Raw genomic sequence first — 13707 nt, forward strand, 5'->3', positions numbered from 1 at the left:
CAGACCTCCGGCCCGCTCCAGGAACTGGAACGGGCCGGAAAGCGCGTCACATCAGGGAAGCAGGCCGTACAGGAACTGCTCCAGGTCGTCGATCCAGTCGATTCCGGTTCGCGGGAGGAATCGCACCACCTGCGGGTCGTGGTCGCTTGCCTGGTCGTGGAACTCGGAGTTGATGTGCACAACGTCCAGGTTGGCCCGCTTCTGAAGGCGGTTGCCGACCAGGATGTGGTCGAGGGTCTGCGAATTGCCCTCGAAGACGTAGCTGTAGCGCTCGCCGACGGGAAGCTGGTTCATCGGCGCGACAAGGGCTTTGGGGTCGAGAAGGGACTGAACGGCCGGGGAGAAGACGTAGTCGTTCAGGTCGCCGAGCACGACGAGGTTGGCGTTGCGGTCGGCCTTGAGCAGGCTGTCGACGAAGCCGCGAACGAGCTTGGCCTGCGCGAGGCGCTGGGTCTCGCTGGAGCGCACGGGCGGCTGGATGCGGCCGTGCAGCGGCTGGTCGCCGCCCTTGGAGTTGAAGTGGTTGGCGACCACGAAAACGCTGCGCTGCAAAGGTCCCTGAGCCGGGAAGCGGAACTCGCCGACGAGGGGCTTGCGGCTGGACTGCCACGCGGGGTCGGCCGGGGCGATGCGGGCGGGCGACGCGCTGAGCTTGGCGCGGCCCCATTCCTGGTGCACCGCAACGGGAGTGACGGAATCGCCGCCCGGACGGTCCACAAAGGACACTCGCTGGGGGTTGAACAGGAAGGCGACGCGGATGTTGCCGCCGGGCTGACCGCCGTCGGCGTCGTCGACGGGGTTGATCTGGCGCCACTCGTAGCGCGGACCGCCTGCGGCGACGACCGCGTCGGTGAAGCGGCGCAGTGTCTGCTCGGCGGAGACGACGGAGTCGTTGGTCGAGCCGTTGTCGTCCTGGATCTCTTCCAGCGCAACGATGTCCGGCGCGGCGAGGTTGCGGACGACGGCACCCGCGAGGCGGTCGAACTTGGCCTGGTCGTCCTTCGGCGACAGGTTCTCCACGTTGTAGGTCGCGGTGGCCAGCTCGTGCTCGCGTTGCTTGCGGGTGGTCTCCGGCGCGAGCGGCCCGGCGACGTGCTGACCGAGCGCGCTGGCCTGGAGGACATACCCGCCGAACCGGCTGTAGTCCAGCGGTCCCTCGGTCGTCCCGGTGAGCTTGTCGCCGACGTTGGCGATCGGGAAAGGCCGCTCAGCGAACGGGATCAGCGACTCGATCTTGATGCGGCCGGTGTTGGCGTCTGCGTAGGACTGGTAGTTCGAGCCGCCGCGCGCCGTCGGGTTCTGGCCGGGCTTGCTGGTCACCCACAACGCGTTGAAGCCGTCGGTCGGCCCGACGACGCGCGCGTCGTCGACCCGCAGCCGCATGCCCTCGCGGGACTCGTAGAAGTCGAGGGCGTACTTGGCGGGCTCAAGGGCGAGGCCCTCGATGTTGCCGCCGGGGCTCGGCGCGATCGGCACCGGAACGGTGTCCGGCTTGAGCACCTCGGCGGCGGGCACGGTGTTGCCGCTGGACTGCACGGTCCACTGCGCGCCGGTGAGCTGGGTGACCGACTGGTTCGCGGTGTTGGCGACGGTTTCCCCGCTGGCGAGCGGGTAGAACTCGGCCACCTTGCCCGCGACCAGGACCGAGTCGCCGACCTTGACGGCGGGCGTCGTGGTGCCGGTGAAGACGAACAGGCCCTCGCTGGTGCGCGGGTCGGAGTCCGGCTGCGCGTCCTGGAACCAGAAACCGCGCGAGGAGCCGAAGGCGCGAACACCGGTCACCACGCCGGGAACGTCGATGACCTGCTTGCCCGCCAAGGGAGACAGCCGCGTGGTGCCCTGGATCTGGTGGATGCGGGCCTTCTCCGGAGCCGGTCCGGGGTCGCCGCCACCGGGGCGCTCGCCCTTGGTGTTCTCCGGCGTCGGGTCGCCTGCGGTGAAGTCGGCGGCGTTGTCGTCGGTGTCGGCCTTGCGCGCGACCGAGGAGGTGTTGCTGGCGGCGGGAGCCGGAGCGCCCTCGCGCACGGTGGCCGCGCCGAAGCCGACCAGGTCGCGGATGGCGGGGACGGCGGCGCAGTCAGCGGCGGTGAGACAGGTCAGCGGCTGGTCGCTGTTGACGAGCGCGACGGTGCCCGCGGTGCCGGAGAGGTTGGTGGTCCCGGTCGCGTCCGGGGTGGGCAGCGCGACGGTGCCGCCGGGGCCCTTGGCCTGGGCGATCAGGTAGCGCTTGCCCGCGGGGATGCTCCCGGCCAGCTTGGTGACCTGCCAGCGGCTGGTCGGCGACGGCGCGGCGGGCAGGTACTGCACGCTCCAACCGTCGAGCGAAACGGCGGTCGGGCTGCTCAGCTCGATGAAGTCCGAGGTCAGCGTGGCCCCTGCGTTGCCGCCTCCGCCGTAGACCTCGGCGATGACCGCGTCGGGCGAGGGAGCCGCCGTTGCGGCCGGGGCGAGTGCGACGAGCAGGGTTGTGCTTGCCAGTGCCGACAGGGTGGTGCGGCGGCGGTGCGGGGTCACGCGTCCTCCCGTACAGGTATTCGGGAGGTGGAATCTTTCCCCGACGGGGTGAACTTGGACAGGCGCCTATGCAACAACTTGCCACCAGTTCGAAACCGATTGCGCGGTGAGCGAAGCTGGAAGAGTGATGGAGCAGGTGCACGCCCGATACGCACAGCACACGTGGGAGCAGGTGACCATCGGCTGTTCGGGCGCCGGTGTCTGGCGGCTCTCCGGTTCGACCGACTACTTCCTGAAGACCGTCGAGGGTGGCACTGAGCTGCACGAGGAGGCGGCGTGCCTCGGCTGGCTCAGGGAGCAGGGCCTGCCCGCACCGGAGGTCGTCGAGCTGGGCGAGACCTGGATGGTGACCGTCGCCGTGCCCGGTCGCTCGCTCGCCGAACTGGGCGGTGAGGACAGGGACTGGAGCGCCGAGCAGGTCGCCGCGCTGGCCGAGATCACCAGGACGCTGCACGCGCTACCGGTGGCGAACTGCCCCTTCGACCGCACGCTCGACGAGGTCATCCCGCAGGCCAGGCGCAACGCCGAGGCCGGGCTGGTCGACGAGACCGACTTCGACGAGCACCGCCTCGGCCGCACAGCCCTGGAGCTGATCAAAGATGTCGAAGCGAATCGCCCCGAGAGCGAGGATCTCGTGGTCTGCCACGGCGATCTCTGCACTCCGAACGTGCTCCTCGACCCGGACACGCTCACGATCACCGGGTTGATCGACGTGGGGCGGCTCGGCGTCGCGGATCGCTACAACGACCTCGCGCTGACCGCGCGCAGCCTCGGCCCCACTCACGCACCGCGCTTCTTCAAGTCCTACGGCGTCGTTCCCGACCCCGAGCGCGTGGAGTTCTACCAACTGCTGGACGAGTTCTTCTAGGGCCTGTCCTGTAAGTGGTTGCGCTGTGCGTTCCGGTCACGGTGTCGCTGGGGTTGGGGTGTCTTCAAGACCACCAAACCCCTCTGTTGATCATCGCTAACCGCCGCAAACCCTCTGGCCTTGCGGGGTTTGCCGTCGTTGAAGACGGCTGGGGCGGGGGTTGGGTGGTCTTGAAGACCTGCAAACCCGGTGACTTACAGGACAGGGCCTCTAGGCGCAGCAACGAAAAAGCCCGGCATCCAACGGAACCCAGCCCACCCGACGAAACCACGCTGGGCGGGGGTCCGGGGGCGAAGCCGCCCGGGCGGGGCCTGGGGGTTGCACCCCCAGAATGACTTCAGGCGACGGGGTCCGCGATTTCCGCGGACACACGTCGCCTGAGCCTGAGCGGTAGCGGTGGGATTTGAACCCACGGAGGGCGTGAACCCTCACACGCTTTCGAGGCGTGCTCCTTCGGCCGCTCGGACACGCTACCGTGGGACAGCCTACCCGAGCCTGACGCCGCTTTCGCACGGCCCCCCGCTACTTGCCGGAGAGCTTGTCCTTGGCGTCCTGGACGGCGCCGGCGGCCTTGTCCTTCAGGTCGTGACCGGCTTCCTTGACCTCACCGGAGAGCTGGTCGCGCTTGCCCGCGTTCTCCAGGTCCTCGTTGCCGGTGAGCTTGCCGAGGCCCTCCTTCGCCTGTCCGACGAGCTGCTCGGCCTTGTCCTTGGCCTTGTCGAAAACGCTCATGGCGACTTCTCCTTCTCGCGTTCTGGCAGGGGACACAGGAGAGATGCCCGCGCTGCGGAATCCATCACGGTTTCGTGGCCGGGATCACTCGGAGCGGTGAGAAGGAGACGCGAAGAACTCGTTCATCAGCGAGGCGCATTCGGCTTCGAGAACGCCGCCGACGACTTCGGGACGGTGGTTGGACCGGCGGTCCCTGAGCACGTCCCAGAGCGATCCCGCGGCGCCGGTTTTCGGTTCCCACGCGCCGAAGACGACGCGCCCGATCCGCGAGAGCACGAGCGCGCCCGCGCACATGGTGCAGGGCTCGACGGTGACCGCGAGCGTGCAGTTCTCCAGCCGCCACCCGTCGCCGTTGCGGGCCGCCGCGGCGCGCAGCGCGAGGATCTCGGCGTGCGCGGTCGGGTCGCCGAGCTCCTCGCGGGCGTTGCGGGCGCGCGCCAGCTCGGTCCCGTCCGGAGCGACGACGACGGCGCCGATCGGCACGTCCCCTGATGTGGCGGCGGTGCGCGCGACCTCGATCGCGACGCGGATCAGCGCCCGGTCGGCCGGGGTGGCGAACGGTGTCATGCGCTCAGGCCAGCAGGGGTTCCGCGACCTTGTCGAACTCGTCGACGAAGCCGCAGCGCTGGGCGATCATGCGCAGCTGCTCGTCGGGGTAGAGCTCGTCCTCGCCGACCACCAGGCGCAGCTCGGGCTCGGGCATGCCGAGGTCCGCGAGCAGGCCGAGGTCGCCCTCCGGCCAGAGCTCCTCGTCGTCGGGATCGGGCGGATCCACGCGCAGCAGGTCGAGCACGTCGGCCGCCACGTCGTAGTCCAGCGCCGCGCCCGCGTCGGAGAGCAGCAGGTCGACTCCGCCCGGGGTGGGGCGGACAACAACGAAGAACTCGTCATCGACATCGAGGAGTCCGAAGACCGCACCCGTGGACCGCAGTCCGCGCAGTTCGGTGATCGCCTTGTCGAGGTCGGTGAGCACCGAGCTGTCCATGGGGCTGCACCGCCACCGTCCGTCCTCTCGGACGACGGCGACCGCAATTCCCCCGATCGGTTCTTGCACCGCCATGACCACACGCTATGCGCATTCGCGCTCCGCCGAAAGCCAGAAGGGGCTCGGGAGACCTGCGAATTCCCGATACGGGCCGTGCGGAGGAGGTTTGCGGCGCGCTGAGGACACCGGCTCACGTGATCGGGTGAAGGTTCGACCCGCCCGCCCTCTGCCGCGACGGCCGGGCTACCGGCAGGATGGCCGGGTGCGTTCGGTGTGTGTGATCGGGTTGGGTCTCATCGGTGGTTCTGTGCTGCGTGCCGCGGCCGCCGCCGGCTACCAGGTGTTCGGCACGGCGGCCTCCGCCGCTGACCGGGCCGCCGCGGAAGCCGACGGCTTCACCGTGGTGTCGACGGTGGACGAGGCGGTGATCCACGCCGCCGAACGGGACTCCCTCATCGTGCTCGCGGTCCCCCTGACCGCGGCGCCGGACGTGCTGACCGTGGTGCACCGCTTCGCGGCGAAGACCCGGCTGACCGACGTGATGAGCGTGAAGGGCCCGATCGCGGAGGCCGTGCGCCGCTACGCGCCGGAGGCCCGCTACGTCGGCGGGCACCCGATGGCGGGCAAGGCCGAGTCCGGCTGGGCGGCAGGCGACGCCAAGCTCTTCGAGGGCGCGGCCTGGGTGGTCGCCGCCGACGAGGGCACGGACGCGATCGCCTGGGCCGAGGTGGCGACGCTCGCGCTGGACTGCGGCGCCTACGTCGTGCCCGCCGGCGAGGGCGACCACGACGCGGCGGTCGCGCGGATCTCGCACCTGCCGCACGTGCTCGCCGCGGTGCTCGCCGCGGTCGGGACGGACGGCGGACCGATGGCGATGGCGCTGGCGGCGGGGTCCTTCGCCGACGGGACGCGCGTGGCGGGCAGCGATCCCGCGCTGGTGAAGGCGATGTGCGAGGGCAACAGGGACGCGCTGCTGGACGCGGTCGACGACGCGCTGGGCAGGCTCGGCGCGGCCCGGGGCTCGCTGGCCTCGACGGGGGCGCTCGGCGCGACGCTGGAGACCGGTTACCGCGCGCGGCGGGCGTGGGAGGCGGGCCGCGAGCAGGCTCCCGAGCCGCTGACCAGCGTGGACCTCACCGCTCCCGAAGCCATGGAGCTGTTGCGCAGCCTCGGCATCCTCGGCGGGCGGGTCACCTCGCTGGACGGGATGACCGCCGTGGGCGAGTACGCCGACTGGCCCATCTGAGCCCGTGCAGCGTTGCGGCTCGGCAACCTTGGGTGACCGGGGTCACCGGCGCCGCTAGCGTGGCCGGGTGGAACGTCGGCGTCTCGTTTTGCTGCTCGGAGCGGCGGTGCTCCTCGTCGGCGCCGTCACCGTGCTGCGCTCCACCAGTGAGGGACCGGAGCCGGTGCGCCAGGGTCCGCGCCAGACCGAACCCCGCCAGCTGGAGCGCTTCTCGACCTCCGGAGCGATCCTGCCGGTCGCGCAGGCACCCCCGGCCGCCGTGTCGGTGCTCTCCGTGGAGCCGGGCCCGCGCCAGCTGCTGCTGAGGTGGGGCGACTCGCTCTCCGACGGCGTCGTTCCCCCGGGGGCGGCCGGGTACGAGGTGCGGTGGGGCAAGGGGAAGGCGCTGGAGCACACGCGCCTGGTGTCGCGCTCGCTCGTGCAGATCGGCGGGCTGGACAACGGCGCCGAGTACCGGGTCGAGGTGCGCACGGTGGACGCCTTCGGGCAGCGCTCGGCGCCCGTCGGCGGCTCAGGGCGGCCGGAGCCGTATCCGCTGCGCGAGCCGTGGAGCTACGTCGACGCCTTCGACGATCCGAGGACCATCGCGGACAACTGGCGGCTCAACCAGCGCGGCTCCTGCGGCACGGCGATGCCCGGTGGTGGCGAGGAGGCCGGGCAGTTGGTGATCGTCGGCAACTGCGGCAACGAGCCCGCGACGCTGCGCCCACGCACTCCGTTCCGGCTGGCCCAGACGCCGCAGCGAAACGGGGAGCTGGGCCGCGCGATCGTGGAGACCGACGGCCCCGGCACCGCTCAGCAGTTCACCATCGACCTCGTGCCGGGCCCGGCGGATCTCGTGCTGGGGACGGTGAAGGAGGTCGAGGGCTCGACGAAGCCGACCGAGGCGGTCGAGGACCAGTCGCTGCCGCCAGGAACCGTGCGGCTGCGGGCCACCGCGTTCGGCGACAGCGGGGCCGCGCAGCTGTTGGTGCCGCCGGGAACGCCGCGCTCCGCGACGGTGATCGATCGGCGCTCGGTGCCCGCGACCCTGCCGCCGATGCCGATCTCGGTGCGGCAGCGCTGGGAGGTCGTCGTCTACGCGGACCGCGTGGAAGTGTTGCGGGACAAGCAACCCGTGGCTGCCGCGAACATCGTGGTGAACTGGCGCGAAGCCACCGTGCTGCTCGGGTTCACCGGCCGCGGCTCGGGGCAGACGCGCAGCACCGTCGACCTCGTCGGCTTCCTCGGAGCACCGACCGCTCCCCCGCAGCCGTCGGTGCAGCCACGGCTCAACTGGTCGCAGGACGATCGGCGGGAACCGTTGGAGCGCCCCGTGAACGGGCGTCAGCTCGACCAGTACTCCGGCGGCCAGCTGCGGTTCACCCTGCTCTCGCGGGGCACTGTGCGGCTGGAGCAGATGACCGTGCGGGTCGGCACCGTCCGCGTGCCCGTGCGGATGGCGGTGCCCGGAACGGAGATCGTGACCGGCGTGGGCTTCCCCGTGGTCGCGGACCTGCCGAAGGACGCGCTCGTGGTCACCGGCGACCTCAACACGCTGAACGTGGTGGTGGAGTACGAAGGCCCGCTCGAAGTCATGCAGGCCGGGATCGAGGTCTTCCCGGAGCCCGGCGCGCGCGTCGAGCCCCCCGCGACGCAGTCGAGCCGCCCGCTGGTCCGCAGGACCCCGCCGCTGCTCGCGGAGCCGAGGGCCGAGCTGCTGGACGCCTCGGCGCGGCCCTTGGTCCCCGGCAAGACGCTGACACCGGGCCGCGTGGTGCTGGCCGTGGAGCTGGACGGTCCGGCGGCGCAGGTCGCCGCGGGCGAGCTGGCGCCGCTGGCCGGGCTGGAGGTGTTGGTGGACAACGAACGCGTTGCCCGGCTGCCCACGGCCGAGCAGGGGCCGGGTGTGGCGGGGCGGTGGCGCTTCGGGCTGAGCACGACCGAGCTGCCGTTCGGTCCGCACACCGTCGAGGTGCGGGCCATCGGGGTGAATCCGTCGACCCCACCTGCGCAGGCGTTCGTCTCCTTCCTGCTCGGCCCCGCGTAACCGCACGGAACACGGCAGCATGGAGGCATGCCCGCGCTCATCCTGGACGCAGCACGCACACCGTTCGGCCGGTACCGGGGCGGTCTTTCCGGGGTTCGGGTCGACGACCTCGCGGCACTGCCGATCTCGGAGCTGGTGCGACGGCACTCCGCGACACTCGACCCGGCCCGCGTCGACGACGTGGTCTACGGCAACACCAACGGAGCCGGTGAGGAGAACCGCAACGTCGGCCGGATGGCCGCGCTGCTGGCGGGCCTGCCCGTGACGGTGCCCGGCTCGACGGTGAACCGGCTGTGCGCCTCCGGCGGCGAGGCCGTGGTGCTGGCGGGGCGCGCGATCGCCGCTGGTGACGCGGAGGTGGTGATCGCGGGCGGTGTCGAGGGGATGAGCCGCGCGCCGTTCGTGGTGCCCCGGCCCGCGCAGGCCATGCCCGACCGCATGGAGCTGGTGCCGACGCTGGGCTGGCGGATGGTGAACCCCCGGATGCTTCAGGAGTGGACAGTGCCGATGGGGCTCGCCGCCGAGCGCGCGGCCGTGGAGCTGGGCATCGACCGCGCGGAGATGGACCAGTTCGCGCTGCGCTCGCACCGCAGGGCCGCTGCGGCGTGGGACGCGGGCGTGCACGACGGTTTCGTGTTCCCGGTGCTCGCCCCGGATTCCTCGCACCCTGTGCGGCGCGATGAGTCCGTGCGACCGGAGACGAGCGCGGCGAAGCTCGGGTCGCTGCGCTCGGCGTTCTCCACGGACGGCCCCGTGACCGCGGGCAACTCGTCCCCGCTCAACGACGGCGCGGTCGCGTTGCTCCTGGGTACTGAACGCACGGCGGCCGAGCTCGGGGTCCAGCCGCTCGGCGAGATCGTCGGCAGCGCTGTCGTCGCGGGCGAACCGCAGAGCTTCCTCGGCGCAGCTGCCTTGGCAGTGCGGAAGCTGCTGGCCCGGATGAGCGTGAAGGCCGAGGACGTGGCGCTCTGGGAGATCAACGAGGCGTTCGCGGCCGTCGTGCTGGCCGTGCAGCGGCACCTGCCGGAGATCGCGCCTGAGCGGGTGAACGTGCACGGCGGGGCGATCGCCTACGGCCACCCTCTTGGCGCTTCGACGCCACGCGTGATCGCCGACCTGTGCAGGCACCTCCGTGCGCGAGGCGGTGGTGTCGGCGTCGCGGTCAGCTGCGTCGCGGTCGGCCAGGCCCAGGCCATCGCAGTGCGCGGCTGAGGCAACGGCGGTTTCCCGCCAGCTCTTGGGCGCCGCGCGGACGAGGCTTCCAGGCATGTTGAACGTGCTGAAGGGGATGTACGCCGCCGAGGCCAGCTACCTCGCCGCCGGTGGGCCGGGGAGGGCGGATTTCGCCGAGCTGGCGCCGTTCTTCGCCGAGGACGTCGTGCTGCACCAGGCCGACGCGCTGCCCTACGGCGGGGTGTGGCGCGGGCACGACGGGATGGAGCGGTTCTTCGTGGCGATGAGCGCCGCGTGGGAGTCCTTCGAGATGGTGCGGCAGCGGATGATCTCCACGACCGAGCCGATCGTGGTGCTCACCGACGTTCGCGCGCGTGCGCGGGCCACCGGGCGCGAGCTGGAGTTCCCGATCCTGCAGACGATCGCCTTCCACGGCGGCCGGATCAGCGAGGTGCGCCCGTTCTACTGGGACACCGCCGCCATCGCCGAAGCCACGCGCTAGCTCAGATCTGGCGGGCGATCTCGGGGTAGTCGATCACGATGCCGTCGCGGTCGACGGTGATGTCGGAGCTGAAGCCCTCGGAGGAGTAGTTGACCACCGAGGTGCCCTCGCCGACCGAGACCGTGCGGTAGGTCTGCCGTTTGATCTCCACGGTGAGGTCCGGGAGGCTCACGTACGCGATCGGCAGGTCGTGCTCGCCCGCCTCGTGGTGCAGCTGGAGCCTGCGCACGGGCAGCGTGTTGAACAGCACGCAGTGCTGCACGTCGACCTCGGCGGCGCCGTCGAACTGGGTGCGCTGGGCGCCCTGGCCACGGTCCATCAGCCAGAAGCCGTCCTCGGAGCGGCTGAAGGACAGCTGCCGCTCGACCTCGGCGGTGATGCTGTGCAGGAAGACCCGCTTGACCACGCCGTTCTCGCCGACCGTGACGTCGTAGGTGGCGTTGAAGGCCTCGGCCTCGCGGGTGCGCGGGGCGATCATCCGGCCCGCGGCCCGCAGCCTGCGGTTGTCGGAGAGCAGCAGCCGGGCCGACTCCAGGCGCGGGGCGCCAACGCCCTGCCAGGTCAGCAGCAACGGACGGCGCTGGCCGGGAGTGGTGTTCGACACGCTCATCGCTCCTCGTGCGTCCCCGCGTTCCGGCCCGGCCTGGTCACGAACAGTGCGCGCCGAGCACCAGCCACGCAGCGTACTCGACTTCACCCGGGCGTTCTCACAGCCGACCCGACCGGCCCTCGCTGCCGTGGCGGTGAGTCACCACGTCGGAGGACGGCCGAGCCAAGATCACGCTACCGCCGTTCTGGCCCGCACCGGTAGCCACGTGCGACGATCGTCGCGCCGCCGCCTGGAGCGCACCCGAAACGGGTCGCAACCAGGAGGTCCCCGCCCATGTCGCGATTGCTTCGCGTCCTCGTGCCGTTGTCGCTGCTCGCGGCCACGGTCACCGCAACACCGGCCGCCGCCGCGGTCGTCGCCGCACGCCCGGCCCCGGAGTTCAGCACGACCACCACGGCGAGCACCGTGGCCTCGCGCACCGACCGCCGTCCGATGGCGGGCGCCGTGCACGACCCGGTCGCCGGAGCCACCTACATCACCTGGTCCGGCCAGCACGCCGACAACTACGTGCAGGGCTACGACCACCGGCGCGGCACGTGGAGCCCGCCGCAGAAGATCGCCGCGGGTGAGTCGGACCCGCACAACTACCCCACGATGGTGCTCGCCGACGACGGGCACGTGCTGGTCTTCCAGGGCATGCACAACAAGGCGCTGGTGATGACCCGCACCAACCGCCCGCACTCGATCTCGGACGGCTGGACCCAGACGGAGATCCCGCAGGGCAAGGCCGCGAGCTACCCGATGCCCTTCAAGACCGCCAACGGCCACATCTACGTGTTCTTCCGCGAGACCACGCAGGAGCTGGACCCGTCGGTGCCGACCGACACCCGGCCCATGCGCTACGTGCTCTCCACCGACAACGGGCGGACGTGGCGCAATTCCGAGCAGCTCACGGGGAAGCCGTTCGCGATCGGCTCGACGGCGCGCGCGGACAACATGAACGAGATCTACATCGGCCAGATGCGTTACGAACGCAGCGGTTCCCGGGAGCGGGTGCACATCGTCTACACGCTCGCGGGCGGCGGTCCTGAAGGCCACAAACACGACCGCTACCACCGAAACGTCTATTACGCGTCGTTCGACCCGGCCACCCGCTCGTTCCATTCCGCGAACGGACGCGACCTGGGCACGCAGATCGACGACGCGGACCAGGAACTGCACTTGAAGGTCGCCGAGACGCCGTTGGTGCTGCCGGGCGGAATGAAGTCCCCGGACTACATCCAGCTCGTCGGCGCAAACGAAAACCGGCCGTTCCTGTTGTGGTTCACCGGCGACGACAACAAGGTGCTGCACGACTTCGCGTCGGTGTGGACCGGAAACCGTTGGGAGACGAAGGAAATCGCCACGGGGCTGCGCGTGCGCGAGGCGGAGCGCGTCGACAGCTCGACCTGGCGGGTGTACGCGACGCGCGAGGGACAGCCGAACATCGAGACGTTCCTGCTCTCCGACGGGCGGAACTGGCGGCCGGAAACGGTGATCCCGACGGCGAAGCCCGTGCAGCGGGTGGAGGTCGTCACCGGCTTCCGCGACCCGGCGCGGATCATCGCGACCGGCGCGTCCAGCGACCGCGACGTGAAGGTGGCCGACGGCGACATCACCGTTGCCGGGATCAGGCCCTGCCGGGTCGAACTGCCGGTGCTCGGCTGCGTGCTGCGGTAACGAGAAACGGGGCCGTGTCCACAGTGGACACGGCCCCGTCTCGTCAGCTCAGAGGGCTATCAGGCCTTCTTGCGCTTGCGCTGGAGCACCAGGGCGGTGGCGCCACCGGCGACGAGCACGCCACCGAGGATCGCCGGGAACAGGATCGACGCACCGGTGTTGGCCAGGTCGTCGTTGTTCGCCGTGGTCGTGGTGGTCGGCGCGGTCGTCGGCGTCGTGGTGGGCGCCGTGGTCGGGACCGTGGTGGTGGTCGGGCCCGGCGTGGTGGTGACGACCGGGGCCGCCGTCCAGTCAGCCTTGGCCTTGGCCTTCACCTTGGTGTTCTCCGCCTGCGCCAGGATCAGCGTCTGGGTGCGGGCACCGTCACCGACGAACAGGCGGCCCTTCTGCAGGACGGCCTTGGCGTTGAAGTCGATGGTGGCCTTGCCGGCCTTGGCATCGGCCGGGACCGACACGAAGACCTCGCCGCCGTTGGCGACCGAGGTCACGACGTTGCCCTTGGCGTCGACGAGCTTGGCGCCCGCGTCACCCTTGGCCTCCACGCTCACCTTGTCGGCGGTGGTGTTGACCTTGAACGGGCCGATCGCCTTGCCCGCGACACCCGACTTCTCGGCGGGCTCGACGGTCAGCGCCGGCGCGGGCTGGTTCTTCATGCCCACGTTCTTCGGACCGGTCAGGTACTTGTACAGCGCCACGACGTCGGCCGGGTTGTCGCCGGGCTTGTCGAGGAGGTTGACCTTGTTGCTGAAGTGCCAGATCGCGGCCTGGGTGCCCGAGATGGCCTCGCGCTCGTCCAGCGGCCCGCTGCCGGCGGCCTTGGCCAGCTCGGCCAGGTCGGACACGGCGGGGTAGGAGTGGTGCAGGATCCAGTTGACCTTCTCCGGCTGCGTCTTGAAGCCCTTGGAGCTGTCGGGGTACTTCTCCCACGGGGACTCGACGAGCGGGGCGCCGTTGACGTTGTTGACCGTCAGCTCGACGCAGTAGGTCTTGACCTTGGTGCCGTCCTCCAGCTCGACGCCAAGCAGCTTGGCGTGCCAGGAGTTGCCGTCGGACAGCTTGACGTGCAGGCCGTCGACGTTGGCGGCGTGGTTGACCTTGGCCTTGGCGGCTTCGGCGAACGCAGGGCCCGCGAAGGCCAGGGTGATCGCCGCGGCGCTGAGCAGCACCGCGCCGAGGCGCGAGGAACGCAACCCGGATGCCATAACTCTCCTTCCCGCTCGGGATCTCTCCCGGAAACGGGGCTTAAAGGGTTTGGAATTGTTGAAACGCACCCGTCGCTCGACGTCGAGCCGGTTAGCCCGTTCGGGCTAGTTCCTCGGCGAGAAATACCAGGTTCGCGGAACGACCGGGCGAACAATACTCGTTCGTGTCAAACCCGCGTGAGCGGGG

Annotated in this window: 12 protein-coding genes and 1 tRNA gene; 6 read left to right on the forward strand and 7 right to left on the reverse strand. The window is 70.7% G+C overall.

The features are described from left to right. Window positions 1-51: 51 nt before the first annotated feature. Window positions 52-2514 carry an endonuclease/exonuclease/phosphatase family protein gene (locus tag ABD798_RS07080; protein WP_344871848.1) on the reverse strand — a complete coding sequence of 821 codons (2463 nt, stop codon included), beginning with the start codon at window positions 2512-2514 and terminating at the stop codon, window positions 52-54. Between the two features lie 127 nt (window positions 2515-2641). On the opposite strand from ABD798_RS07080, the gene ABD798_RS07085 reads away from it, so the two are divergent. Next, window positions 2642-3382, forward strand: a complete 741-nt coding sequence (locus tag ABD798_RS07085; RefSeq protein ID WP_344871850.1) for an APH(3') family aminoglycoside O-phosphotransferase — start codon at window positions 2642-2644, stop codon at window positions 3380-3382. 388 nt (window positions 3383-3770) lie between these two features. On the opposite strand, the gene ABD798_RS07090 is transcribed toward ABD798_RS07085, so the two are convergent. The 4 genes from ABD798_RS07090 to ABD798_RS07105 all read right to left on the reverse strand — a co-directional run bounded on the left by ABD798_RS07090 (window position 3771) and on the right by ABD798_RS07105 (window position 5174). Continuing rightward, window positions 3771-3857, reverse strand: a tRNA-Ser gene (locus tag ABD798_RS07090). Between the two features lie 47 nt (window positions 3858-3904). Beyond that, window positions 3905-4114, reverse strand: coding sequence for a CsbD family protein (locus ABD798_RS07095; RefSeq protein WP_086820815.1), 210 nt, complete (start codon window positions 4112-4114; stop codon window positions 3905-3907). Window positions 4115-4198: 84 nt separating this feature from the next. After that, window positions 4199-4681, reverse strand: coding sequence for a nucleoside deaminase (locus tag ABD798_RS07100; RefSeq protein WP_344871853.1), 483 nt, complete (start codon window positions 4679-4681; stop codon window positions 4199-4201). Window positions 4682-4685: 4 nt separating this feature from the next. Then, a complete protein-coding gene (locus ABD798_RS07105; protein WP_086820817.1) occupies window positions 4686-5174 on the reverse strand; it encodes a tRNA adenosine deaminase-associated protein in 489 nt (162 codons plus the stop codon). A 187-nt stretch (window positions 5175-5361) separates the two neighbouring features. Between ABD798_RS07105 and ABD798_RS07110 the strand changes: the two genes are divergently transcribed. The 4 genes from ABD798_RS07110 to ABD798_RS07125 all read left to right on the forward strand — a co-directional run bounded on the left by ABD798_RS07110 (window position 5362) and on the right by ABD798_RS07125 (window position 10049). Continuing rightward, window positions 5362-6345 (forward strand): prephenate dehydrogenase, encoded by a 984-nt coding sequence (locus ABD798_RS07110; protein WP_344871855.1) that lies wholly within the window; start codon window positions 5362-5364, stop codon window positions 6343-6345. 67 nt (window positions 6346-6412) lie between these two features. Then, complete coding sequence (locus ABD798_RS07115) at window positions 6413-8374, forward strand: hypothetical protein (RefSeq protein ID WP_344871857.1); 1962 nt, start codon at window positions 6413-6415, stop codon at window positions 8372-8374. 27 nt (window positions 8375-8401) lie between these two features. Beyond that, complete coding sequence (locus ABD798_RS07120; RefSeq protein ID WP_344871859.1) at window positions 8402-9586, forward strand: thiolase family protein; 1185 nt, start codon at window positions 8402-8404, stop codon at window positions 9584-9586. A 55-nt stretch (window positions 9587-9641) separates the two neighbouring features. Further along, complete coding sequence (locus tag ABD798_RS07125) at window positions 9642-10049, forward strand: nuclear transport factor 2 family protein (RefSeq protein WP_344871861.1); 408 nt, start codon at window positions 9642-9644, stop codon at window positions 10047-10049. A gap of 1 nt (window position 10050) precedes the next feature. Here the strand turns inward: ABD798_RS07125 and ABD798_RS07130 are convergent, their stop codons facing one another. Beyond that, entirely contained in the window at window positions 10051-10653 is a 603-nt protein-coding gene (locus tag ABD798_RS07130; RefSeq protein WP_344871864.1) for a putative glycolipid-binding domain-containing protein, read from the reverse strand. A gap of 279 nt (window positions 10654-10932) precedes the next feature. On the opposite strand from ABD798_RS07130, the gene ABD798_RS07135 reads away from it, so the two are divergent. Continuing rightward, entirely contained in the window at window positions 10933-12318 is a 1386-nt protein-coding gene (locus ABD798_RS07135) for a BNR-4 repeat-containing protein (protein WP_344871866.1), read from the forward strand. Window positions 12319-12377: 59 nt separating this feature from the next. On the opposite strand, the gene ABD798_RS07140 is transcribed toward ABD798_RS07135, so the two are convergent. After that, complete coding sequence (locus ABD798_RS07140; protein ID WP_344871868.1) at window positions 12378-13520, reverse strand: thioester domain-containing protein; 1143 nt, start codon at window positions 13518-13520, stop codon at window positions 12378-12380. Window positions 13521-13707 lie beyond the last annotated feature (187 nt).

The sequence above is a fragment of the Allokutzneria multivorans genome, from assembly GCF_039537405.1.
Classification (GTDB): Bacteria; Actinomycetota; Actinomycetes; order Mycobacteriales; family Pseudonocardiaceae; genus Allokutzneria; species Allokutzneria multivorans.